Here is a 22,528-nt window from a genome sequence, read left to right as displayed (position 1 = left end):
GGGTTCTGATTGCAGGAACACCAGTGCTGGCAAGATCTATTGTGCTGTAGCTTCCAGATGACATTAGCTCTGCGACCTCGTCGTGGGGCCTTTTCACCGCACGCGATAGGGGCGCAACCACATCTTCACCGAATTTGCATTTGTCACAACGCATAGCATGTAAGGAACCACTCATGAGCCATGAACCTTTTCAGAACTAATCAGCGAATTCTACAACATATAAATCACTCTTTTCGGGGCGGGAGAACTGGCGGCCCAGATGTTCGCCATAGTGTAGTAGGATCGAGCCACGAATTGCTAAACCTAACCCCGGTTTTTTTGATTCCACCCGGCGGTGGTGCTGCATGTACTTTTTGATGGCGTCCTGGAGCTCGTCATCTGATCCCTCAAACAAGGCATCCACCCAGGTGAGCAAGAGTTGATCTGTCTTGGCGCGTTTTGACTCCATAACTGTTTGGCGGAATCCTGCTATTTCCTGTTGCGGGCGTTTTCGAACTCGTCCACAAAAATAAAGCCACCAGGCGCGATGGGCTTCCGTTTGATCAATATTAAGCCGCACATCGTCTCGGAGAATGTGAGCGAATCGATCAAATGTGTCCCACTGCTGCAAAGCCGCGATGAAACACATCGACCAGTCGTATGATTCTACCCACAACCGATGTTTGTCCTGATAATCCCGGCTGGGAGGCTGATCGGAACCATTGCCGGAGGGTTCGATATCTCTCCATTCCCCAAAGAAGTAAGTCTCCGCTGCGTCGACGCTAATGGTGGCCCATTTCCTGGCGTTCGTGTGGTCGCCCTGGACTAAAAAGTAGCCTGCGGCTAAGCGCGATCGGTAGAGATAACGCGACTTCATGTGCCCCATATCTCTCGGATCACGATTTTGTTCATATTCAGGAAGCTTGTTGAAGCCGACGACTTGCTCAAAGGGATCACAACTAATAGCCGATAAACCGATTTCCTGTGTTCGCGACGTTGTCCAAATCATTCTATTCGTTCCTATGGTCGAAAGGTGCATGTTCCCAGATCAGCCCAGTTGCGGAGTTCGTAACTGACGTCCAGAATCTTCTCGTGGTGCGTGTCGACCTTGGTTTTTGTTAACAGGACTTTGATGCCATTTTGCCGAAAATAGAAATGACACATGCAGACAGTCGGGCATCTCCCCATCGGGGGGCCGGGTAGAGTTCCTTGCGCGGAGGAATTGGTACAATGTTCGAAAGCAAACCTTGTGAAAGTAAAACTTTAAACTTTCACCACCCGATACCCATTTCCTTCGGCCACCGTGCACCACCTATTCGCGGGATCATAAATCGTCGTGCCGCCGAAGGGGTAAGTGGGAATCAGGCTTGCATCTTCGAAGCCGTTCCGGACGATGTCTTCGCCGAGTTTTGTTAACCGATACTCAATATTGTTGTATCTGCTTGGACCTTCGGGGATAGAACTTGATTCAATCAATGGCGTTGTTGAAGAATGCGTGTCCCATTCGCGAAGACGTTCTACAAATAGGGAATCTGCGAGACAATTCATTAAATGCAATTCGGCGACTTCGTCTTTTTTCAGCCAGTTTTTGTAAGGGTCGATCGGACGGAGCCATCTCTCTACTGAGAAATCTTCGAGGAAGAATTGATCCATCGGACTGAGCCGAAACAGACCGGACTCTACCTGTCCTGGTAACCTGAACTTCAATCCATAGTCGACCATTGAAGACACCGGGCGCACGATTTCTTCCTTATGCCGCAACTGGTCCAGTTCATCTAACGCGCCGCGGGCGAACGCGTCCCACATTCGTTTTGCAGACTCTACAAATTGCTCATCAATCGGATACCAGTTCTCCGCAAATGACCTTTCGAGCGATTTGTCCGGATGACAGGGAAGCCAATAATCTTGATCGCCCATCGGCCTCTGTTCATCTTCAAAGTGGCCACTCACCGAATCAACGAGCCAGACATTTTCCCAGTCGATGTCCTCCCAGGAATCGAGCGTCGTCAGTAACCACCACAGAAAAAGCTGATCCTTCCAGTTACGAGTGACCCAGAGCAGCATGGGAGCCTGAATTTTCTTCGTTTTATAGAGTTCACGAAACTGCTTCGCCCATCTGGCAGCCCACTCATTTTTATCAGCGCGAAGAATTTGTTCTTCCTCTGAAGACATCGGCCCCCATTTGTCAAAATAATACTCGGCTCGGATTTTCGCCAACGTTTCCGGATCCGGGTGAACCGGTCCCTGGCAGAAATAATCATTGTGAAACAGAACTTGAAATTCCTGCAACCGCTCTCCCATGAAGGTATAACTCGCACACACATGCAAATAATCGGGCATCTCCCCATCGGGATGCCGAGCGGGATTACGTTCGCGAAGGAATACATACATGGTCTGCTCCGATCATAAACGATGAAGAGGTGCTTACCCCAGCAACTTCCCGATCCCATCCATCAGCATTGGATCCATTGTGGGTTCGCAGAAGGCGACGCTGACTTCGTAGCCTCCTTGGGGGTATGCCTCTGCGGTGGGGATGTACCAGGGTCCGCCGTCGCCGTAAGCGGCTGTCGCCACGAATTTGCCGGGAGCAAGTTGCTGGGCGCGGAGTTGGTATTCCAGGAACGATTCGGCGGGTAAGTGCAGCAGCGCGATGTCGTTGACGGCCAGTGAACTGAGGACAATCGGAATTCGATTCGCACAGCGGCGTAACCAGCTCACCATGTACGAAGGTCGGTTGCGATGCACCACCGGATTCTCTTTGTTGTTGATCCCTTCCATAATAGCCGCCTCATTAAACGAAGCGCGGGGAACAGGGAGAATATCCTGCGTTTTCCAACCAACAGAGCTGATCGGTTGTGGTTTCAATTCCGCTTCCGAAGCGACAATGCCGGCATACAGCCTGTTGGTTAAATCGGCGCGGGCCTTGGCGGACCCATCATTATATTTACCCGCAGCAACATTCCCCGAACATCCCGTGAAGTAGATGTGCGTGCAACCCGGTTCATCCGTCTGGCGTCGTTTACGGGCGAGACCGGCGAAGTCGCTGGTAACACGGCCATCTCCGTAGTAACTCATCGGGTGCGTGGCGTAATAATGGAATGCGGCGACTTTCTTCTCGTTCGAATAAAAGGCCACCGTTTTGAGCCAGGGGTCAACCAGACCTTCGGGCAATTCGCGTAACACGTCGGAACCGGCAGCAGCACTGCCTCGCCAATGTTCGATTTTGCCATCCGCACCGAGGAAGCGACGATTAGAAGCGACCTTTTCGACCATCCCCTGCCCACTCGCGATGTGCGTCAGTGGCACTGACTGTTTCAGTGCTTCACCAATCGCTTTTTGTCCTCGTTCGAGGCAGTCGTTGTAATATCCTTTTTCAATAATATGCGGCAGGTCGCCCTGCTCTAAAATGATCTCTTCCGCATCGAGACAGGCAAAGGGCGCGTTGTGTTGATGGACACATTGCACCGCGACCCGCTCGGGCGTCGTGCCTGCTGCTTCGGCGAGCGCGTTCCGCCAGGTGATGTGGGCCGAGTTGAGTAATCCAGTCCAGTCGACAGCACAGAGGACAATCGGTTTACCCGCACCGGTGATGACGACACCAATCGCTTCGAGTTCATCGTCGTAACCGACGACTGGCTTGATCCAACCACCACAGAGGGAATGTCCTTCCGGAGGTGAGACTTCAAACCGAAAGGTGGAGATCGCCAGATTACTGGTATCCGAAATCTCTTCCGCTGCGGCAGAGCCTAATTCGAATACGTTCAGTAAGGGAGCCATTCCGAGACCGGCGGACAATTCCAGAAATTCGCGGCGTGAAAACATGGTGATTCAAACTCCTCAAAGCAAATACAGGCAGCGGATGGAGATACATCTTATAGTGGACTTAGTGGCGAAGGTTTTCAGAATCGCTCATCTATCAGGATACCCGCCGGATCAGGGAGGCTCAACTGGAAGCCGGTATTCAGCATGAAAGTCGGCCTGCTATCGGCGAATTTTGCCGAGAAAGTGCTGCACCCGGTTGAGGATTGGAAAAAACCGCTCTTCCCGGCAATCGTCGTTCATTGCTGTGGGCGGGGGGAACTGGCTAAGATGAACCGCAGACGCCCCAAGCCAGAGAGCCTATGCTCGAAATATGGTGCTCCGAATCGTGTTACTAAATCTCCAGTTGATCTCCGGGCTGTTCTCTGTTTTCTTCCGCCGACAGGTCTCACGATGCCTGTCAGCCACCCCGCTCCGCCCCTGCTGAATATTGAATTCGATCATGTATGATAATCTGACCCTGATGAGCGGTCGTGCCCATCCCCAACTGACGACAGAGATTGCGGAGTATCTGGGAATTGTCCCAGCTTCCCTGGAAATCTCCAACTTTCCAGATGGCGAGATCAGCCTGCAATTAATGCAGAACATCCGGGGCTGCGATGTGTTCCTCCTGCAGCCCACCGGCCCGGGTGTTAACGATAACCTGATGGAACTGCTGATCATGATTGACGCCTGCAAACGAGCAAGCGCCGCCCGGATCACAGCCGTCATCCCCTACTTCGGCTATGCACGTCAGGATCGAAAAGACTCTGGCCGAGTGCCTATTACTGCAAAACTGGTCTCCAACCTGATTACCAAAGCGGGGGCCGACCGTGTCCTGACAATGGACCTGCATGCGGCACAGATTCAAGGTTTCTTCGATGTCCCGGTGGACCACCTGTACGCAGCCCCCATCCTTGATGGATATGTGAAGTCCTTGCGGATCCCCGAGGACGAACTGGTGATTGTCAGTCCGGATGAAGGGAGCATTAAAAGCTCTCTGATGCACCTCGACAACCTGGGCGGAACATTAGCGATTGTCGATAAACGACGCACGAACGCTCTGGAAACCAAACAAGCCAACCTGATTGGAGACTCGCTGGAGGGAAAAACGGCCCTAATTTTCGACGATTTGATCTCCACGGCAGGTTCCATCGTCGGGGCGGCGAAAATCGCCCGCGATCACGGTGCGACTCGCGTCTATCTAGGCGCTTCTCATGCCGTTTTCTGCGGTGAAGCCTACAACCGACTTCGTGAGGCCGATGTGACTGAAATCATTGTCACGAATAGCCTCCCGCTCAAGGAAGATCACCTGTTGAAGAACCTGCGGACAATCTCGGTCGCCCCTTTGCTGGGCGAAGCGATCCGACGGATTCATAGCAATGAATCGGTCAGTTACCTGTTTGATTAAGCAGAAAAAGATCCAATCCAAACTGTTTCATGCAATTATGGCAGTGATTGGTTTAATTCTGACTGAAATTGACCTACACTGCCATCTTGGCAGGAACTGCAACATAACGATGATTCCCTAACTTAATGGCAATCATCTGGTTACGCCTTCATACTGATTTGGCACGCCGCTTGCAATCTGCCTTATAGCAAGTTTATAAAACTGGATAGGCAACCTCCATACCCGCTTTCCGGCGTTTTGCGTCGGAAACGAAGCGATTACCGAGTTTGCCGAACATTATAGTTCACGACCCATATACCTACCAAGACGATTGTGACGAGGAGAAGCTGTGGCAAAGCTCTTAACATTTGATGAAGACGCCCGAGGCAAACTGCTGGATGGTGTTTCCAAACTGGCAAAAGCGGTTAGTAGTACATTGGGTCCCCGTGGTCGGAACGCCGTTCTGGACAAAGGTTGGGGCGCTCCTAAAGTGACTAAAGACGGTGTCACCGTCGCGGAAGACATCGAACTGGAAGACCCATTTGAAAACATGGGGGTGCAACTCGTTAAAGAAGTTGCTTCCAAAACCAACGACACCGCTGGCGACGGCACCACGACGGCAACCGTCCTGGCTGCTGCAATGTACAAAGAAAGCCTGAAATACATCGCCGCCGGTGCTGACCCCATGTCACTCAGCCGCGGAGCTCAAAAAGCGGTCGACGCGGTAGTGGAACACCTGAAAAAACAGGCTGAACCGGTCAAACCCAATGATAAAAAAGCAATCGCTACGGTTGCTACGATCGCTGCCAACAACGACCCGGAGATCGGCAAGATTCTCGCCGACGCTCTGATGCAAGTGGGCAAAGATGGCGTAATCACCGTCGATGAAGGCCGTTCTATGACGACCGAAGTCGAACTGGTCGAAGGAATGCAGTTTGAACGCGGTTTCCTGTCTCCCCACTTCGTCACTAACGAAGACTCTCAGGAATGTGTTCTCGAAAACTGCCGTATCCTGATTCACGAAGAAAAAATCTCGAGTGCCAAACCACTCGTGCCGATTCTGGAAGCAATTTCCAAAGATGGCTCTCCCCTGCTGATCATCGCAGAAGACATCGATGGCGAAGCTCTGGCGACATTGGTTGTCAACAAAATGCGTGGCATCATCAAAGTCGCTGCAGTGAAAGCTCCTGGCTACGGTGATCGCCGTAAAGCCATGCTCGAAGACATCGCCGTTCTTACTGGCGGACGGGCCATCTTCAAAGACCTGGGCGTGAAACTGGAAGGCGTCGAGCCTGGCGATCTTGGTACTGCCAAGAAAGTCATCATCAGCTCTGATGCAACCGTCATCGTTCAAGGCTCCGGCAAAAAAGGGGACGTCGAAGGCCGAGCAGCTCAGATTCGTCGTGAAATTGATTCAACTGACAGCGACTACGACCGTGAAAAACTGCAGGAACGCCTCGCCAAACTAGCCGGTGGTGTTGCTCAGATCAATGTTGGTGCCGCTACGGAAACAGAAATGAAAGAGCGAAAAGACCTTGTCGACGACGCTCTCGCCGCAACCCGCGCTGCCATCGAAGAAGGCATCGTCCCTGGTGGTGGAACAGCTCTGCTTCGCTCAGTGAAAGCTCTGGACAAACTGACTCCCGGTGGAGATCAGGACCTCGGAGTTGCCCTCGTTCGTAACATTCTCGAAATGCCTCTGCGAACCATCGCCAGCAATGCTGGACTCGACGGTGCCGTTGTTGCAAACCGGGTTAAAAAGAACTCAGACAAAAACTACGGCTACGACGCCATGAACGACAAATATGGCGACATGCTTGAGTTCGGTGTTGTCGACCCAACCAAAGTGGTTCGCACTGCTCTGCAGAATGCCGTTTCCGTCGCTGCCTTACTGATGACAACAGAAGCCATCATCGTGGATGAGCCGGTTGAAGAATCAGACGACCATCATCATGACGACCACCACGACATGGGTGGAATGGGCGGCATGGGTGGCATGCCAGGAATGGGAGGCATGGGAGGCATGGGAGGCATGCCCGGCATGATGTAAGCCGAGCTATTTCCTCAGGTCCTGCCTGAAATTCCTGTCTCCTAAACAGAGACATCGTTAAACAATTAAATTAACTTACAATTTCCATATATCATGGCCCCCTGTGCTGAGCCTCAAATGGACCACGCGGGCTGTATTATCAAACTGGAGTCCCAGAGATGCAGTTGAAACCTTTGGATGATCGTATCGTTGTAAAACAAATTGAAGCAGAAGAAACAACCGCGGGCGGAATCGTCCTGCCAGACGCCGCTAAAGAGAAATCTCAGCGTGGCGAAGTGGTTGCTCTTGGTCCCGGACGTCTGTTGGACAGCGGCGAACGCTGCCCCATCGGACTGGAAGTAGGCGACCAGGTTCTCTTCGGCAAATACGGTGGATCGGACATCGAAGTCGATGGCGAAGAAGTCAAGATTCTTCGCGAATCCGATATCCTGGCTAAAATTGTGTAACTCGGTTTTCATTCCGATTGCGAAACTTGATACAGCGAAACATTTCACAGCAGAACTCTATTCCAACCGTTCCGCTGTAACCCGATATAATCTCCAAGGAGAACGTTAGCGTGGCGAAGCAATTACTTTTTGAAGACCGGGCACGCATCAAACTGCAACGCGGAGTCAGTACTCTGGCCGACGCTGTTGCAGTCACGATGGGACCGACTGGTCGCAATGTGATCATCGACAAAAGCTTCGGTAACCCCGTCGTCACTAAAGACGGTGTCACCGTAAGTAAAGAAGTCGATTTGGAATGCCCTTATGAAAACATGGGCGCCAAACTACTCAACGAAGTCGCATCCAAAACATCGGATATTGCCGGTGACGGAACGACCACCGCGACTGTTCTGGCACGAGCCATCTACGAAGAAGGTTTGCGAAGCATCTCTTTAGGTGCCAACCCGACCGTCGTTCGTCGTGGTATCGACAAAGCTGTAGAAGCTGCCGTCGCCAAACTGGAAGAACTGGCTAAACCTGTCAGCTCTAAAGAAGAGATCGCCCAGGTCGGTGCCATCTCTGCCAACAACGACGACGCCATTGGCAAACTGATTGCAGATGCCATGGAACAAGTTGGACGCGACGGTGTTATCACTGTCGAAGAAGGCAAAAGCAACGAAACGACTTTGGAACTGGCTGATGGTCTTCAGTTCGAAAAAGGATACATCTCTCCTTACTTCGTTACTGACGCCAACGATATGAAAGCCGTCCTCGAAGATTGTCTGATTCTGATCTTCGAAAAGAAAATCTCCAACCTGCGTGACTTCGTTCCGTTGTTGGAAAAAACCGCCCAGACTGGCAAACCTCTGCTTGTGATTGCAGAAGATGTCGAAGCCGAAGCACTGACCGCCCTGGTGGTTAACAAACTTCGTGGCATTCTCAACATCTGTGCTGTCAAAGCTCCTGGCTTCGGCGAACGTCGTAAAGCGATGCTCGGCGATATTGCCGTCATGACCGGTGGTACATTGATCTCTGAAGATCTCGGTATCAAACTGGAAGCCGTTGAACTGGAACATCTCGGTTCAGCCAAAACTGTTGAAGTGACCAAAGACAATTGCACGATCGTCGATGGTGGTGGTGAGCAGGACAAAATCACCGCTCGAATTCAGCAGATTCGAAATCATATCGAAAAAACGGACAGCGAATACGACCGGGAGAAATACCAGGAACGTCTCGCCAAAATGACTGGCGGCGTTGCCATCATTTCCGTCGGTGCTGCCACTGAAGCAGAAATGAAACAGACCAAAGCCCGTATGGAAGATGCTCTGCATGCGACCCGCGCCGCTGTGGAAGAAGGAATTCTGCCTGGTGGTGGAACTGCCCTGCTTCGCTGTGTCGAAGTCGTCAGCAAAGTAAAAGCCAAAGGGGACGAGAAAATCGGTATTCAGATTCTGACTCGTGCTCTACAGGCTCCTATTCGTCAAATCGCAGAAAACTGTGGTCTTGACGGAGCTGTCATCGCCGATGAAGTCAGCGAAAAGCCGACTAACACTGGTTACAACGCTCGCACCGGCGAGTATGTAGACATGTACAAGGCTGGCGTGATTGACCCTGTAAAAGTCGTCAAAAACGCTCTGGTTAATGCCTCTTCTATCGCAGGACTGATGTTGACCACTCAAGTGCTCGTTACGCGTGCCGATGACGATCATAAGAAAAATACGGTCGAAGGTAGTATCCACTAAACAGCGGATACATCGCTCTTCCAGAATCGACAAGAGACTGGAAGAGCATCGAGAAATAGCGGGAAGGAAAGAGAGTTTTTGACGAACTCCTTCCCAGGGGACAACTAAGGCCACCGTAAATCGGTGGCCTTTTTTTCGACATTGGTTTTAAAATCATCTGATTGATTTCTTCCTGTTGATGTCCTTGATCCTCGACGATTCGCGATATCAGGTTTAATTGAAGGAACTCGTTCAGCTCGCCACTGTTTCTTCTCGAAGTCGAGCCTGCTCGAAACCCTTCGCCGAAACTCTACGAAACTGTAACCAGCTCATGTCTACAAAAATTGAATTTTACGAATTCTTAAGTGTCTCTCGTGATGCCACGCCTGAGCAAATAAAGAAGGCGTACAAAAAGATGGCCATCGCCAATCATCCCGACCGCAACCCGGGAGACGAAGAAGCGATTGAGCGATTTAAAACGGCATCCGAAGCGTACGAAGTCCTTAGCGACGAAAACAAACGAAGTCGGTACGACCGTTATGGTCACGCCGGGCTCTCTGGGCTCGGCGGCGGAGGTGGTGCAGGCGCTGGTTTCCAGGATGTCAGTGACATCTTCGACGCCTTCGGAGACCTGTTCGATGGATTTGGCTTTGCTGGTGCAGGTGGAGGTCGTCGCGGAGGTGGAGGCGCTCGCCCCCGGAAAGGTTCCAGTCTGCGGACTTCTATCAAAATCGATCTGCATGAAGCAGCCGCCGGCTGTACACGGACTTTGGATGTCGATCGCAATGTCGAATGTAAAACCTGTCACGGTTCAGGTGCCGAACCAGGCAGCTCACCGGAGACATGTGACTACTGCGGTGGCCACGGGAAGGTTGTCCAGTCTCAAGGTTTCTTTCGTGTGCAGACGACCTGTCCTGCCTGTCGCGGTGTAGGCCAGACCATCCGGGACAAGTGTAATACCTGTCACGGAAGCGGTCACACATCCCAAACAGATAAGTTGGAACTTAATGTTCCCGCCGGAATTGATGACGGGATGCAGCTCTGCTTGCGGGGCGAGGGAGAAGCGGGTAAAAACGGGGGACCTGCCGGCGACTTGTACGTCGATATTCACCTCAAACCGCATCGTATATTCGAACGACACGACAAAGACTTGTTCTGCCGAATCCCAATCACCTACACCCAGGCAACCTTGGGCAGTGATTTGGAAGTTCCGACTTTATCCGGTGCTCATACGCTTACAATTCCGGCTGCTACTCAACCGAACGAGCAATTCCGCCTGAAAGGGATGGGAATGCCCGATGTCCACGGACGTCGCTCAGGCGACATTGTGGTGGAGGTACAGGTGGAAGTCCCACAGAAGCTGACTGAACGTCAGGAAGAGCTGTTACGCGAACTGGCGGAACTGGAAAACAAGCACGTCTCGCCTCACCGCAAGACATTTTTTGCATCGGTGAAAGATTACTTTGCCTCTTTCACCACCTCAGACGAATAATTAAGTCTCGCGACCAATCAAATAATTACCTCAACCCAGTGTTTGAACACGCTCTGAGTCAGACTAGTGTCAGATAACCGGGATCAGACCTATCCAGCGTTTATTTAGAGTATTGAGTTCCTAACGATGACCGAAAACACCGTTCCTTTTCCGGAAGACGAAATGGCTGCCGACGAAACATCTGCTGATGCAAACGCCGCTTCTTCTGACGACGCTGCCGGTTCTATCGAAGAGCAGCTGGCGCAAGTCACAGAAGAACGCGATCAGAATTTCGATCAACTGATGCGCACGCGTGCAGAGCTGGACAATGTCCGACGGCGTACTCGAACCGAGCTGGACGATCAGCGGAAATATCAGTCGCTATCGCTCGCACGAGACTTGCTGCCCGGCCTGGACAACTTGCAGCGCGCCATCACTGCGGGTGAAAGCTCGGGTAATGTCACCGATCTTTTGCAGGGACTGGAAATGGTCCTGAATCAGTTCGAAAACACGTTTACTCAACATGGTCTCAAGAAAATTGAAGCGGTGGGGAAACCTTTCGATCCAAACTTTCACGAGGCCATTCAAAATATGCCCAGTGAAGACATTCCGGCCATGCATGTGATCGCTGAAGCCGAAACCGGTTATGTCTTAAATGACCGGGTCGTGCGTCCCAGCAAAGTGCTGGTCTCCAGTGGTCCCGCCAGCGCTGAATAGGCGGCGAGACCTCGGGTTCTGAAATAGAGTCTGTTTACCCTGTTCCTGTTCTTTTTGGTGAGTTGTACTTGAATGCCGACTTATGACTACAAGTGTGGTGCCTGTGAGCACGAGTGGGAAGCCTTTCATTCGATCAAAGCTAAACCGATCCGGAAATGTCCGGAATGCGGTAAGCTGAAAGCCGTGCGACAGATCGGCCCCGGCGCCGGGATCATCTTTAAAGGAAGTGGTTTTTATCAAACCGACTACCGAAGTTCTTCCTACAAAAAGGCTGCCGCCGCCGACAGTAGTTCGAGTTCCTCGAGTTCTGAAAGCAAAAGCAAAGAAAGTAAGAGCAATTCTGGATCGTCGTCCGATTGATTCCTTCGTTTACGCCCCACTTTCAGGTTGGCATTTGGATATGAGCTAGGGGCCTGTGGTTCCGCACAACCACAGTAGTAAAATGAAATCTGTGGCAAAATAAATCCTGTGGAAGCTAAACTCTCCTAAAGCCCCTTCCCGAGCAAGCCTCACCGTGGAAACCTGCCATGCTTGTTGTACCAAGAGAGAAGGAGAATAATCATGGTTAAATCGGCCCCCTGCCCTATCTGCAAAGTTGCTGTTCAGCCGCCTGAGTCTGGTGAGACTACTCATTTTCCGTTCTGCTCCAAACGGTGTCAGAACGTCGATTTCATGCGTTGGTGCAACGGGGAATATGCTATCGTGGAACCGCTGACGCAGGACAAGCTGATAGAACACTTATCGCCGGAAGAACTTGAGGACCTACTCGAGGAGTAACGGGCGGTTGGCGCCACAATCAAGAATGGCGCATAACAAATGCCTGACACAAAGGACAGGACGATGAACCAGCAAGAGGCTCACCCTCCGGTCCCTACTAGCGACACCTCACTTCCCCGTAAGGTTGCCATATTCGGTGGCGGGCTGGCGGGGCTGGCTGCGGCTCAGTCGCTTTCTGCCAAAGGAATGCAAGTCGATCTTTACGAAGCCCGTCCCCGTCTTGGTGGCCGAGCGAGTTCCTTCATCGATCAAACCACGGGCGAACAGATTGATAATTGTCAGCACGTCGCCATGGGATGCTGCACGAACTTCTTCCACTTCTGCAAACAGGCTGGCATCGGATCTCACTTTCGCAGGTTGGAGACCTTGCACTTCGTTGACCAACAGGGACGCCGAAGCGAACTGAAGAACGGTCCCTGGCCCGCTCCGTTTCATTTAACGGGTAGCTTCCTGCGGATGCGTCATTTCCGCTGGCGCGAACGGGGCCAGATTGCTCTGGCGATGCGGCAGTTAATGTCCACTCCGACCAGCGATCTCTGTTTTGAGGACTGGTTGAATCAGCAGCAACAATCGGACCGGGTCCTGCGTGACTTCTGGCATGTGATTCTGGTAAGTGCCCTCAGCGAATCACTCGATCGAATTCCGTATTCTGCCGCGCGTCAGGTTTTTGTCCAAGGGTTTCTCTCTCATCGCGACGCCTGGAAAGTCAGTCTCCCGACCGTTCCGCTTCATGAACTTTATGGAGAGACATTGCAGACCCACTTGCAGGAACAGGGCGTCACATTGCACCTGCAGTCTCGAATTAAAGAGCTGACCACCCAAGGAAACAGCATTAAGAATGTCGTCATGGCTAATGAAGAGCAGGTTTCGGCAGACGCTTATGTTTTAGCCACTCCGTGGACAGCCATCCCGAAACTCTTCCCTACAGTTGAACCGCCGCCCCGCTTTATTCAACAGGCAGAGCAATTGGAATCGGCACCGATTTCCTCGGTGCATCTCTGGTTTAATCGCTCGCTGAGTGACGAGACCCACGCTGTGCTGCTGGGACGTGTTTCGCAGTGGATTTTCAACCGATCGGCGATTCAAAACATTGAAAACCCGGAACGACATTATTACCAGATAGTGATCAGTCAAAGCCGGGAGCTCTCTTCGTGGTCTCAAGATGAAATCGTCCAGCACGTCTTAAAGGAAATCGCCTCCGTCTGGCCCGAATCCATGATGCAGGCGCAGTTAGTTCATTCGCGAGTCGTCCGGGAACATCATGCTGTGTTCTCGATACCGCCAGATGCGGAGTCGGACCGGCCTGATCAAGTGACGGAGTATGAGAATTTGTTGCTCGCGGGTGACTGGACCGAAACGGGCTGGCCTGCCACGATGGAAGGTGCTGTCAGAAGTGGCTATCTGGCGGCAGAGAAGCTATTGCAAGTCTGGGGCATACCTGCCAGAATCCTGCAACCTGATCTACCCAGGTCCGGCTTCATCAACCACTTAGGCTTAATACGCGGTTGAACACCACCTCTTTGAAGCCCAAGCAGTTCCACTCCACATCCCGATTCCATCCAGGCCCATTCCATCCAGGAGAGAGACATGGCAAATGACTCTTCACAAATGCTGCGGCAGATTGTGACGATCCTGGTATTGCTGGTTGGTTTAACTTTTCTTGGGGCGCTTGGATTTCATTTGACGACTGATGTCGGCTGGTTCGACAGCGTTTATTACGCGGTGATCACGGTCACCACTCTTGGATATCAGCAACCTGACAACTTCAGCAACACGGGTAAGCTGTTTGTCATCTTCTACCTCATTGGCGGCCTGGGAGTTTTCTCCTTCAGCGCCTTTCAACTTGGTCAATGGGTGGTAAGCGCCCAGTTCCGGGCCTATCGGGAGCAGAGACGGATGGAAAAGCGAATCGCAGAGATGCACAACCATTTCATCATCTGTGGTTGTGGACGTATGGGTACGACGATTGCCAAACAGATGGAATTGCGAGATCAGCAGTTTGTCATTCTCGACTCTAATCAGGAACTACTGGACGACATATGTCATACCCATAACTGGGCCTTCCTGGCTGGCGATGCGACTGACGACGAGATACTTCTCAAGGCCGGCATTCAGCGGGCACGAGGGCTAGCCTCGGTCTTGCCGACGGATGCCGACAATGTCTACGTCGTTCTGTCCGCACGGATGCTCATGTCCGATCTGCAGATCACAGCCCGGGCGAGCAATGACAAAGCGGTATTGAAACTGGAAAGAGCGGGCGCCACACGTGTGGTGAGTCCCTTCAGTTCCGGAGCCCAGAAGATGGCTCGCTTCATGCTGAATCCGCGCGTGGAAGACTTCCTGGAAATCGCGGACACGGGGGGAATGGAATTCGAACTGGCCGATGTCCATATCGAAGAGGAAAGTCCCTATGTCGGATTACAATTGAATCAGGCCGACTTGCGTGAAAAGGGAGCGATGGTCGTCGGGATTCGTCGCGCTGATGGTGAACGGTTAATGCCGCCTCCGGGCGATGCCGAAATCAGGATCGGAGATTGCCTGTTCGTGTTTGGAAACTCACAGGCAGTGAGTGAAATCACCGGCAACCCCATCAAAGACGCGTAACATCGTCGCGATCTCCAGCCTCAAATACTTCGCGAGCTCCAGGTTGATTAGAATGGCAACGAAGGTTCTGGCCGGGGATATTCCAATTCGGCCAGGCGAGTGTGCAACAACTCCGTGACTTCCTCGATCGTCTCCTTCTTCTTGCTGTCCGCATAGAACGGACTCAAATCGATCGGGTCGCCGTAGACTAACCGAGAGCGGGTTCGCTTAATAAAAGGTTCCACCATCGAACTACTACTCACGGGGGTATCGTGAATGTAGACCGGATAAATCGGCACTTTTGCTCTTAACGCCAGCCAGGCAATTCCGGTTCCGAATGGCATCACTCCATCGCCCGTATTCAATCGCCCTTCAGGGAAGACTCCCACCAGGTGCCCCTTCTTGAGCAGTGACAGACAGTCTTTCACTCCCTGCATGTCGCGACCTGACCGCGCGATGGGGACGCATTCCATGGTCCGACTGACCCAGGAGACAACAGGAATAGTGTAATACTCCTGTGCCATTAAAAAGCTGACGAGTCGAAAAGTCCGGGGATAAACTCCGAGATGGTTCCAGACGCAGACGAGAAACGGATCCACTGGGCTTCGGTGATTGGCGATGATCAATCCGGGACCATCAGCCGGATAAGGACACCGTTTGTTAATGCGCACCCGCCAGACCATCGGGACATACAGGTGTACCATTAAGAATAGGGCCCACCCGGATATCGTGTGGTCGGACTTTAATACCTTGGTGGCCAGCCAGCCGAAGATCAGCACAAGATAAGCCAGCAGTAGATAGAGTCCGAAGTAAGGTTGAGACTCTATAGTGGCTCTGATTTGGTCGAAGAAGCCGGCCTGGAACATAAGGGAGTTCGCCTGATAAGGATTGCGACGGTTAGAAGAGGTTAAAAACGTTTCAGGGATGCTCAGGGTAGAGGAAGTATAGCGATTATACAACGGGAACGGGTTGGGCCGGAAGATGGATGTGTCCCCTGCCCCTCCACACACTCGCTGCAATTTCAGCCAGCACCTTTCTGATCACTCCAGAGAGCGCTTAGCCCATCGGTAAAGGTTGCTGTAATCAGTAAATTCCTGCGGTACTTTTCCCTCGCCATAAAAGCCAGTAAATGCACATTGGTACTAATACTGAAAGTAGACAGGACAGGCATCAGTGGGATAACCGGAAGAACAGACGAGGCCCACGCAGGAAATACACAATGAGGAAACTCCTTATGCGAAATGATTCCTTGACTGGACGATTTCTATATTAGAGATCTTTCGTCTTTATTGATGACGGGCCACGTATGTTTCATCAATCACCCAGTTTTGGATTACCAGATTTTTTACACGCTGGAGGTATGCCGTGCGAATAACCGCAGGCGACCTGATGAATTCGGATGTCGAGCGGCTTCAGGAAAACCAATGCCTGATGGACGCTGCCCGTCTGTTTTTGAGTGAGGAACTTTCGCAGATATACATTATCTCCGAAGAACAGGAATTCCTGGGCCTTCTGACAGACTACGCCTTGATCAAAGCCAGACTTTCGGGACTCGGCTGGGACGAACAAATCGCCCGATTGATTTCGCGATCGGTTACGACGATCGCGGCGACGGCCGACATTTCAACCGTGATTCCCCTTTTTCGGGAAGGTCACGGTAATGTTGTCCCGGTCCTGCACGAAGGTTTTCTGGTAGGCGAACTCAAACGAAATGCCGTTCTGCAGATAATGCTGGCCCTGGATCCCTCATGCACATTGACGTCGCTCCAGGAGCTGGAAGACGAATCGAATCTGGAAAAACAATGCGAGTCTGATATGAAACAAGATCAATTCAAGAGCGAGCAAACGCTCTCCATGCCGATGGCTGGCGAACAGCCACGGCCCACCCTCGAAAAAGTCATTCCCGCGCCGCATCTCCAAAGTCGGCCTCAGGGAATGATCTCGTCGCTTAATGCTCCGGAAGATCTATTCCGAGATCGGCCATAAACATCTGCATGTCTTCCCAGACATCTTTCTTGGCAGACGGGTTTCTCAAGAGATAGGACGGGTGATACGTACACATCACTTTGCGTCCCTCGAATTCGTGGAACTTCTTCCGCATGCGACCGATAGGAATTTTGTTGGAAAGCAGGTTCTGGGCAGCGACGGTTCCCAAACAGATAATATATTCCGGGTCAACCAGTGCGATCTGACCATCCAGATACTCACGGCAATTCGCCGCTTCGGTTGCCGTAGGATTTCGGTTACCCGGTGGACGACAGCGAAGAATGTTACAGATATAAATCTCTTCGCGTTTCAGCTGGCTGGCTTCCAGAATTTTGTTGAGTAACTGCCCTGCTCGACCGACGAAGGGTTCGCCCTGTTTATCTTCGTCCGCTCCGGGAGCTTCTCCCACGAACATAATTCTGGCTTCGGGGTTGCCCACACCAAACACAGTCTGGGTACGCGTCTCCGCCAGTTCCGGGCACCGGGTACAACCTCCCACAACGCAAGAGAGCTTTTCCAAATGTTCTTCGCGTTTTTTTCGACTTAATTTTTTTCCGTCAATCATGGGCAAAGTTCTCACCGGGGTGGGAGGTGCAGAGGATGGAGAAGCGGTCGCCGAAGCAGGTACATTCCGCTGGGCCTGTTCGCGTAAGAGTTCCAATTGTCCGGAATCCATTGGTGTAACCGGTCGAGTGCTCGCTTGAGAAGGAGGGGCAGCCTGTATCGACTTCTGTGGAGGTACACCTTGAGAAGGCACACTCTGTGGAGAAACTCCCTGCCGAGGCGAGGCCGTTCGCTGGGGCGCAGTTGTCTTTTGCGGTGGATGCAGAAAGAGGGGCAGCTTGTGAATGCCCGCCCGTTGCCAGTCTTCCAGGACCTGTCTCACCATGTCTGGCGAGACCACGATTTCCTCCGAGAGGAGATCCGATTCACTCATTGAAGAAGATGGTGGTGTGGGAGTTTCCGAAGAAGACATCAGCTGGCTTGCAGGAAGAGATGAAAGGGACAGTGCTCCCGCCCTCTCTCGTATACTGAGAGCCAGTTTATCGGGAGCTGGTTGGTCGGGTGCTGGCACGCCGCCGCAGGCCCATCATATCGAACCGGGGAATTTGTTTCCACAAGCGGATATGATTTCGACAGGCGGGAATTAGTCTTCCGCCCGGAAGCGTCTTCACTTCTGAAGATCGATAGATCCGCCAGCTGACACCGCGCATAGAAAAGGGGAAGGGAACGCTATTCCCGCAAGCACCTGAACTCAAATGCTTAGGGCTGCTACAATTACGTCCTGACCCGGTTCACACCGGCCCACCGCCATTGGGAATAGCGTTCCGTTCCCCGCACGTCGCCGAGGATCGGCTTTCGGACTCTCATTATGGCGTTCGCTCAACCAGAATCAAGGGTCCCTTCCCTCCTCTCCTTAAGAAGATCTTAATTCGGTCGATCTTAACGATTTAGCAAAGAGCAAATCGCTGCAAATGCCGTCTCAGACCTCTGTTCGGTCCCACGGTCCCCAGACGTAGTAGGCCCAGATCAACAGGGCACGGAAGGCGGTATCGACGCACATTCCGATCCAGGCGCCAATCAACCCGCCGTCGTAGTAAATACCCAGTAGCCAGGCGAGCGGAATGCGCACACCGAAGATGCCCAGCATATTGATCCAGAAGGGGCGACGGGTCTCCCCCGCCCCGCGGAGCGCACAGACATAGATGATCGAGGTCACCAGCGGAATCTGGAACCAGGCGAGGACCTTAAACGCTCCCGCCCCTGCCTGCACGACGAGAGGATCCTCATGCATCCATTGGTAGATTTCTTCCGAACCGAGGTAAAACAGGAACGACGTCATGAGTACAGGCAAACAGCATTGCAATGCGGCCTCATGACCTGCCTGACGCGCTCTTTCAATTTTGTCCGCACCCAGCGATTGCCCCACCATCGTGGCGGCTGCCTGTCCCCAGGCAGTTGCCGTCAGGTAGCTGATGCCTTCCAGCTTCACTCCAATGATATGCGCGGCAAAAATGGCCGTGCCAATATCGCCCATCGCCAGTTGGGAGATGATAAACAGGAAAATATACTGCCCAACCCAGGTGAAAATACCATCCCAGACAGCAGGGAGACCAATGCGGACGATCCGTCGCGGGATGTCACCCATCACCTGCCATTCAGAAAACCGAAGTTGCAGTGTTCCCCTTCCCTTCCAGAATATAAGGAACATGAACAGCGCCCCGAAATATTCCGCAAGGACAGTCCCGATAATGATGCCGTTGATTCCCAAGGCAGGAAACGGGCCCCAGCCAAATACGAGACTGGGAGAGAAAATGACATTCAAGATATTTACGATCACCATGACCCACATGGGCGTCTGCATGAACCCCGCACCGCGGAGCGCAGCACTGCTCACCGTGATAAAACAGAACGCCGGGAAACAGAGCGCGATCCCCCGGATGTAGTTGACGGTTGCTTCCAGCGCTTCGGGTGAATGATTGAGAGCCATACTGATAGGTCGGGCGATCAAGATGATGACCACTCCGATGATCACACCGGAGACAAGCGACAGGGCGAGTGCACTGTTCGTAATCTCTCGTGCCTCTTCCTGCTTCCGGGCTCCCCACGCACGCGAGACAAGGGCGGTCGTTCCCACGGACACAATGCTGAACAGCATCCAGGCGAGCCAACCGACATAGGAACCGAACCCAATGGCGGAAGTCGCCGCAGCACTAAGCTGTCCGGAAAGCCAGGTATCCACAAAGCCAACGCCGAAGTTGAGCAGTTGCTCAAACAGAACAGGCAACGAGAGGTAGAATAATGTCGACCGCAAGGGAGCGGTTACCAACTTCTCCTCTTCGATCACAACGGGGGCACTCATATTCCGGGGGCTTTATCTGGCGGAGTCGGTACAGACTCGAATGGGGAAGGACGTCCTGAATGAGGACTCAGACGACGAACATAAGTTCGCAGTCATTTTACGCACCCCCTTACTCCCCTGAGAAGTCAACCTGTTACGGGCCGGTGACTTCGCTCAACATCCCGTTTTCCTGCAATGTTGGATGAGTTGAATCTCAATGAACGGGTGCGGACATTAACCGGCGTGTCCATTGTCGAACAAATCCGCCTAAGACCCGGTCGGCATATTGTTTACAACATAGAAGTTAAGGGAGAACATGCTTATCATGTGGGTGCGGGCGGGGTGTTGGTGCATAATGCGCAGAAGTGTTCAGAGACATTGGTGCGTTATGGAAGCAAAGCAGAGGCTGACCAGATACGATCAACAGGAACATTACAACAAAGGCCAGGGCATAGGGGACCCAAAAGGCTTGGAGTGGATGATAAGATCAGGCAAGCTTGACAAACGAAAGCAATACAGTCACAAATTTGAGATAAAAGTAGAATCAGGTACGGAAGACTGGTTGAAAAAGATTTCAGATAGAGACGCGATACCAAGCCATAATAATGGCGGAGTATATGCGATCCCCGAAGATATTATTGGTCAGTTTAATGATCGAACTATTCATATTAATGTTTCACCTTGATGAGTAAATAAAATGAGTGAAGTAGACTTCGATAATTGTCAGCGACTAGTAGAGGCTTTTCTGAATGCTGTCAACGCTGCTAATACTAGATCTGTATCCGAAATCCATAGTAATAAAATCCGGGAAGCGTTGCTGCTCATTGGGTCACATACGGAAGATAACATTAATGCATCCCTTCAGATCGAGTATGGTCCTTATTTAAATAAGGACCATCCTGACTCTGAGTCTTCTGGATGTACTTGGTATGATATAAAATTGAAGAACTCTGGGATTGCATTGGTAGATATTCTGTACGAACTTGAAAACATGAATATCCCTGATGGTATTCAGCAAGTTTATCCCCAGCTTACTCAAAATGAGTGGGAAGCATCAATGAGGGTTAGCTTGTTGGTTCTGTCGATGTGTGGGGCGATTGTAAGTAACAGTAATGAAGAATGAGTGTTAAAAGGTTGTCTGCTGTCGCCAAAGTCAATCCAGGAGGATAACTCGTAGACTGCTAAGACCGACTCAATGGCTTGCTCATCAGGAAGCCGAGACTGGTAAAACGATCCCGCTCTTCATCCCGGAACTGGGAATTGACGCAGACGCCGAAGTCTTAAACATTGAAGCTTGTCCGAAGATCCCGTCAAGTCCCGGTCGCGTGGTCACCGCGACGTTCCGACACTCCGGCAAAGAAGTGCTGGACGTCAAAATCGCTTCCGAAGCAGCATCAATCGGTGCAACTCCCAACCACCCCTTCTGGTCCGAGGACCGACAGCAGTTCGTTCGGGCGGATGAACTGAACGTCAACGAGAAGGTGCGGACGTTAACCGGCTTTTCGATAGTCGAACAAATCCGCCTTCGCCCCGGTCGACATATTGTTTACAACATAGAAGTTAAGGGAGAACATGTTTATCATGTGGGCACCGGCGGGGTCTTAGTGCATATGCGAAACCGTGTCTTGGAGGGCCATTAGGCGAAGGTATAACCAGACGTGTCAGGCTTGGAATCGGCGAACGTCTAGATGATTTTGCAACTCGAAATAATTCACTGACTTACAAACATATTGCAGAGAATGTACGAGATGATGACTGGAAAGATGCTGTAATGCGTGCGTTGCACGACCCTGAAACAGAAGTATTATTCAACCTAGATGGCGTCGATGTATGGGATGGATTATCAAGAGCTACCAGTGGTCGTGGAAGAGCAACTGATTGGGAATTATTGCAGATCTACCAGAATCGAGATCTGTGGAATCAAGTGAGGGGGATCCTCAACGGTATTGAAGTAGGTAATCCGTTTGATTAGGAGATTATTTTCATGTTTACTTCAGATCGAACGTTCCGTCTGTGGGAATCAGACGTCAGCCATTCGCGAATGCTGATCAGAAGCCCTCAGGGACCTGGGATTGATACGAATATCGATATCTACTTTAAAGCTGTCGAATTCATCCACATTCCAACAATTATTAGAGGTATGACAGTTCAAACGGAAGATACATCAGGATATGAAAACTATATTTTTTCGAATACGGGACGTGTGTTTAAAATTACATCAGCGGGTAGAGATTATTTCGTAATTGCGACTTGGTGTAATATTTACGAAAACAATCTGAGTATCTACGAATCGTGTCTTGCTAATTACACCCAAAGCACACCACAGAATGACTTTGGCAACTTGATCATGAGAATGTGACTTCATCACGAAAAGGAGTGATTCTGAAATCTACTGAGAAGTCAAAACGACATACCGTAAAAAAACTCAGCCGACGTTGAAAAGAGTAATTCCAAGGCACATCGTTGCTGAAGAATGTGAAAATTGCTTCCGAACCAGTCGCTCTCGGTTCCACCCCGAATCACCCCTTCTGGTCCGAAGACCGACAGCAGTTCGTTCGGGCAGATGAACTGAACGTCAACGAGAAGGTGCGGACGTTAACTGGCGTTTCGATAGTTGAACAAATCCGCCTACGCCCCGGTCGGCATATTGTTTACAACATAGAATAAATGGAGAAGATATTAATTAAGGGGATATTGGCGGAGCACTGGTGCACAATGCTTGCAATGACAAGCTTGATCGAGCACTTAGTCACGATGACTTAGATTCAATCCGATCTGGCAAACATCTC

General features: G+C 51.5%; 25 protein-coding genes and 1 other RNA gene. 19 read left to right on the top strand and 7 right to left on the bottom strand.

The genetic code is table 11. From position 1 onward, the window contains the following. Nucleotides 1-196 precede the first annotated feature (196 nt). The 3 genes from Pla110_RS04765 to Pla110_RS04755 all read right to left on the bottom strand — a co-directional run bounded on the left by Pla110_RS04765 (nt 197) and on the right by Pla110_RS04755 (nt 3,801). Complete coding sequence (locus Pla110_RS04765; protein ID WP_144993762.1) at nt 197-988, bottom strand: hypothetical protein; 792 nt, start codon at nt 986-988, stop codon at nt 197-199. A 254-nt stretch (nt 989-1,242) separates the two neighbouring features. Then, the gene (locus Pla110_RS04760) at nt 1,243-2,370 is read right to left on the bottom strand and encodes a DUF1835 domain-containing protein (protein WP_144993760.1); all 1,128 of its coding nucleotides are present in this window, start codon (nt 2,368-2,370) and stop codon (nt 1,243-1,245) included. 33 nt (nt 2,371-2,403) lie between these two features. Then, entirely contained in the window at nt 2,404-3,801 is a 1,398-nt protein-coding gene (locus Pla110_RS04755) for a hypothetical protein (protein WP_144993758.1), read from the bottom strand. Between the two features lie 144 nt (nt 3,802-3,945). On the opposite strand from Pla110_RS04755, the gene Pla110_RS04750 reads away from it, so the two are divergent. From Pla110_RS04750 to Pla110_RS04700, 11 genes are all read left to right on the top strand, one after another. Next, nucleotides 3,946-4,248 carry a hypothetical protein gene (locus Pla110_RS04750; protein WP_144993756.1) on the top strand — a complete coding sequence of 101 codons (303 nt, stop codon included), beginning with the start codon at nt 3,946-3,948 and terminating at the stop codon, nt 4,246-4,248. Then, a complete protein-coding gene (locus Pla110_RS04745; protein WP_144993754.1) occupies nt 4,241-5,188 on the top strand; it encodes a ribose-phosphate diphosphokinase in 948 nt (315 codons plus the stop codon). Before Pla110_RS04750 ends, Pla110_RS04745 begins: the two co-directional genes overlap by 8 nt. A gap of 328 nt (nt 5,189-5,516) precedes the next feature. Then, nucleotides 5,517-7,217 carry a chaperonin GroEL gene (groL, locus tag Pla110_RS04740; protein WP_144993752.1) on the top strand — a complete coding sequence of 567 codons (1,701 nt, stop codon included), beginning with the start codon at nt 5,517-5,519 and terminating at the stop codon, nt 7,215-7,217. Between the two features lie 158 nt (nt 7,218-7,375). Next, the gene (gene groES / locus Pla110_RS04735; protein WP_144993750.1) at nt 7,376-7,663 is read left to right on the top strand and encodes a co-chaperone GroES; all 288 of its coding nucleotides are present in this window, start codon (nt 7,376-7,378) and stop codon (nt 7,661-7,663) included. 110 nt (nt 7,664-7,773) lie between these two features. After that, nucleotides 7,774-9,384, top strand: coding sequence for a chaperonin GroEL (gene groL / locus Pla110_RS04730; protein WP_144993748.1), 1,611 nt, complete (start codon nt 7,774-7,776; stop codon nt 9,382-9,384). A gap of 310 nt (nt 9,385-9,694) precedes the next feature. After that, nucleotides 9,695-10,855: a molecular chaperone DnaJ gene (gene dnaJ / locus Pla110_RS04725; RefSeq protein ID WP_144993746.1), complete on the top strand. Its 1,161-nt coding sequence runs from the start codon at nt 9,695-9,697 to the stop codon at nt 10,853-10,855. A gap of 126 nt (nt 10,856-10,981) precedes the next feature. Continuing rightward, nucleotides 10,982-11,551, top strand: a complete 570-nt coding sequence (grpE, locus tag Pla110_RS04720; protein WP_144993744.1) for a nucleotide exchange factor GrpE — start codon at nt 10,982-10,984, stop codon at nt 11,549-11,551. Nucleotides 11,552-11,623: 72 nt separating this feature from the next. Then, a complete protein-coding gene (locus tag Pla110_RS04715) occupies nt 11,624-11,911 on the top strand; it encodes an FmdB family zinc ribbon protein (protein WP_144993742.1) in 288 nt (95 codons plus the stop codon). A 201-nt stretch (nt 11,912-12,112) separates the two neighbouring features. Continuing rightward, nucleotides 12,113-12,328, top strand: coding sequence for a DNA gyrase inhibitor YacG (locus Pla110_RS23080; protein ID WP_144993741.1), 216 nt, complete (start codon nt 12,113-12,115; stop codon nt 12,326-12,328). A 63-nt stretch (nt 12,329-12,391) separates the two neighbouring features. Beyond that, the gene (gene hpnE / locus Pla110_RS04705; RefSeq protein WP_197440506.1) at nt 12,392-13,837 is read left to right on the top strand and encodes a hydroxysqualene dehydroxylase HpnE; all 1,446 of its coding nucleotides are present in this window, start codon (nt 12,392-12,394) and stop codon (nt 13,835-13,837) included. 78 nt (nt 13,838-13,915) lie between these two features. After that, nucleotides 13,916-14,932, top strand: coding sequence for a potassium channel family protein (locus Pla110_RS04700; protein WP_144993737.1), 1,017 nt, complete (start codon nt 13,916-13,918; stop codon nt 14,930-14,932). Between the two features lie 47 nt (nt 14,933-14,979). Here the strand turns inward: Pla110_RS04700 and Pla110_RS04695 are convergent, their stop codons facing one another. Continuing rightward, a complete protein-coding gene (locus Pla110_RS04695) occupies nt 14,980-15,777 on the bottom strand; it encodes a lysophospholipid acyltransferase family protein (protein ID WP_144993735.1) in 798 nt (265 codons plus the stop codon). A 499-nt stretch (nt 15,778-16,276) separates the two neighbouring features. On the opposite strand from Pla110_RS04695, the gene Pla110_RS04690 reads away from it, so the two are divergent. Beyond that, nucleotides 16,277-16,897, top strand: a complete 621-nt coding sequence (locus tag Pla110_RS04690; protein WP_144993733.1) for a CBS domain-containing protein — start codon at nt 16,277-16,279, stop codon at nt 16,895-16,897. Here Pla110_RS04690 and Pla110_RS04685 read toward each other — a convergent pair. From Pla110_RS04685 to Pla110_RS04675, 3 genes are all read right to left on the bottom strand, one after another. Continuing rightward, nucleotides 16,860-17,873: a uracil-DNA glycosylase gene (locus Pla110_RS04685; RefSeq protein WP_231742916.1), complete on the bottom strand. Its 1,014-nt coding sequence runs from the start codon at nt 17,871-17,873 to the stop codon at nt 16,860-16,862. The two genes, Pla110_RS04690 and Pla110_RS04685, sit on opposite strands and share 38 nt — an antisense overlap. 253 nt (nt 17,874-18,126) lie before the next feature. Beyond that, an RNA gene (gene ffs / locus Pla110_RS04680) (signal recognition particle sRNA small type) lies at nt 18,127-18,222 on the bottom strand. A gap of 158 nt (nt 18,223-18,380) precedes the next feature. Continuing rightward, on the bottom strand, nt 18,381-19,760 hold the full coding sequence (locus Pla110_RS04675) for an MATE family efflux transporter (protein WP_144993731.1): 1,380 nt from the start codon (nt 19,758-19,760) through the stop codon (nt 18,381-18,383). Nucleotides 19,761-19,934: 174 nt separating this feature from the next. On the opposite strand from Pla110_RS04675, the gene Pla110_RS23075 reads away from it, so the two are divergent. From Pla110_RS23075 to Pla110_RS04645, 7 genes are all read left to right on the top strand, one after another. After that, entirely contained in the window at nt 19,935-20,240 is a 306-nt protein-coding gene (locus tag Pla110_RS23075; protein WP_144993729.1) for a hypothetical protein, read from the top strand. Then, nucleotides 20,128-20,424 carry a hypothetical protein gene (locus Pla110_RS22525; protein ID WP_197440714.1) on the top strand — a complete coding sequence of 99 codons (297 nt, stop codon included), beginning with the start codon at nt 20,128-20,130 and terminating at the stop codon, nt 20,422-20,424. The genes Pla110_RS23075 and Pla110_RS22525 overlap by 113 nt, the downstream gene beginning before the upstream one ends. A 12-nt stretch (nt 20,425-20,436) precedes the next feature. Further along, a complete protein-coding gene (locus Pla110_RS04665; protein ID WP_144993727.1) occupies nt 20,437-20,862 on the top strand; it encodes a hypothetical protein in 426 nt (141 codons plus the stop codon). 202 nt (nt 20,863-21,064) lie between these two features. Beyond that, nucleotides 21,065-21,379, top strand: a complete 315-nt coding sequence (locus Pla110_RS04660) for a polymorphic toxin-type HINT domain-containing protein (RefSeq protein WP_231742915.1) — start codon at nt 21,065-21,067, stop codon at nt 21,377-21,379. Nucleotides 21,380-21,510: 131 nt separating this feature from the next. Beyond that, nucleotides 21,511-21,711, top strand: a complete 201-nt coding sequence (locus Pla110_RS04655; RefSeq protein WP_144993723.1) for a hypothetical protein — start codon at nt 21,511-21,513, stop codon at nt 21,709-21,711. Nucleotides 21,712-21,723: 12 nt separating this feature from the next. Next, nucleotides 21,724-22,098 (top strand): hypothetical protein, encoded by a 375-nt coding sequence (locus tag Pla110_RS04650; protein ID WP_144993721.1) that lies wholly within the window; start codon nt 21,724-21,726, stop codon nt 22,096-22,098. A 116-nt stretch (nt 22,099-22,214) separates the two neighbouring features. After that, nucleotides 22,215-22,406 (top strand): hypothetical protein, encoded by a 192-nt coding sequence (locus Pla110_RS04645; RefSeq protein ID WP_144993719.1) that lies wholly within the window; start codon nt 22,215-22,217, stop codon nt 22,404-22,406. Nucleotides 22,407-22,528: the final 122 nt, after the last annotated feature.

The sequence above is a fragment of the Polystyrenella longa genome (assembly GCF_007750395.1).
Taxonomy (GTDB): domain Bacteria; phylum Planctomycetota; class Planctomycetia; order Planctomycetales; family Planctomycetaceae; genus Polystyrenella; species Polystyrenella longa.
This window is presented reverse-complemented; position numbering and strand designations above follow the sequence as displayed.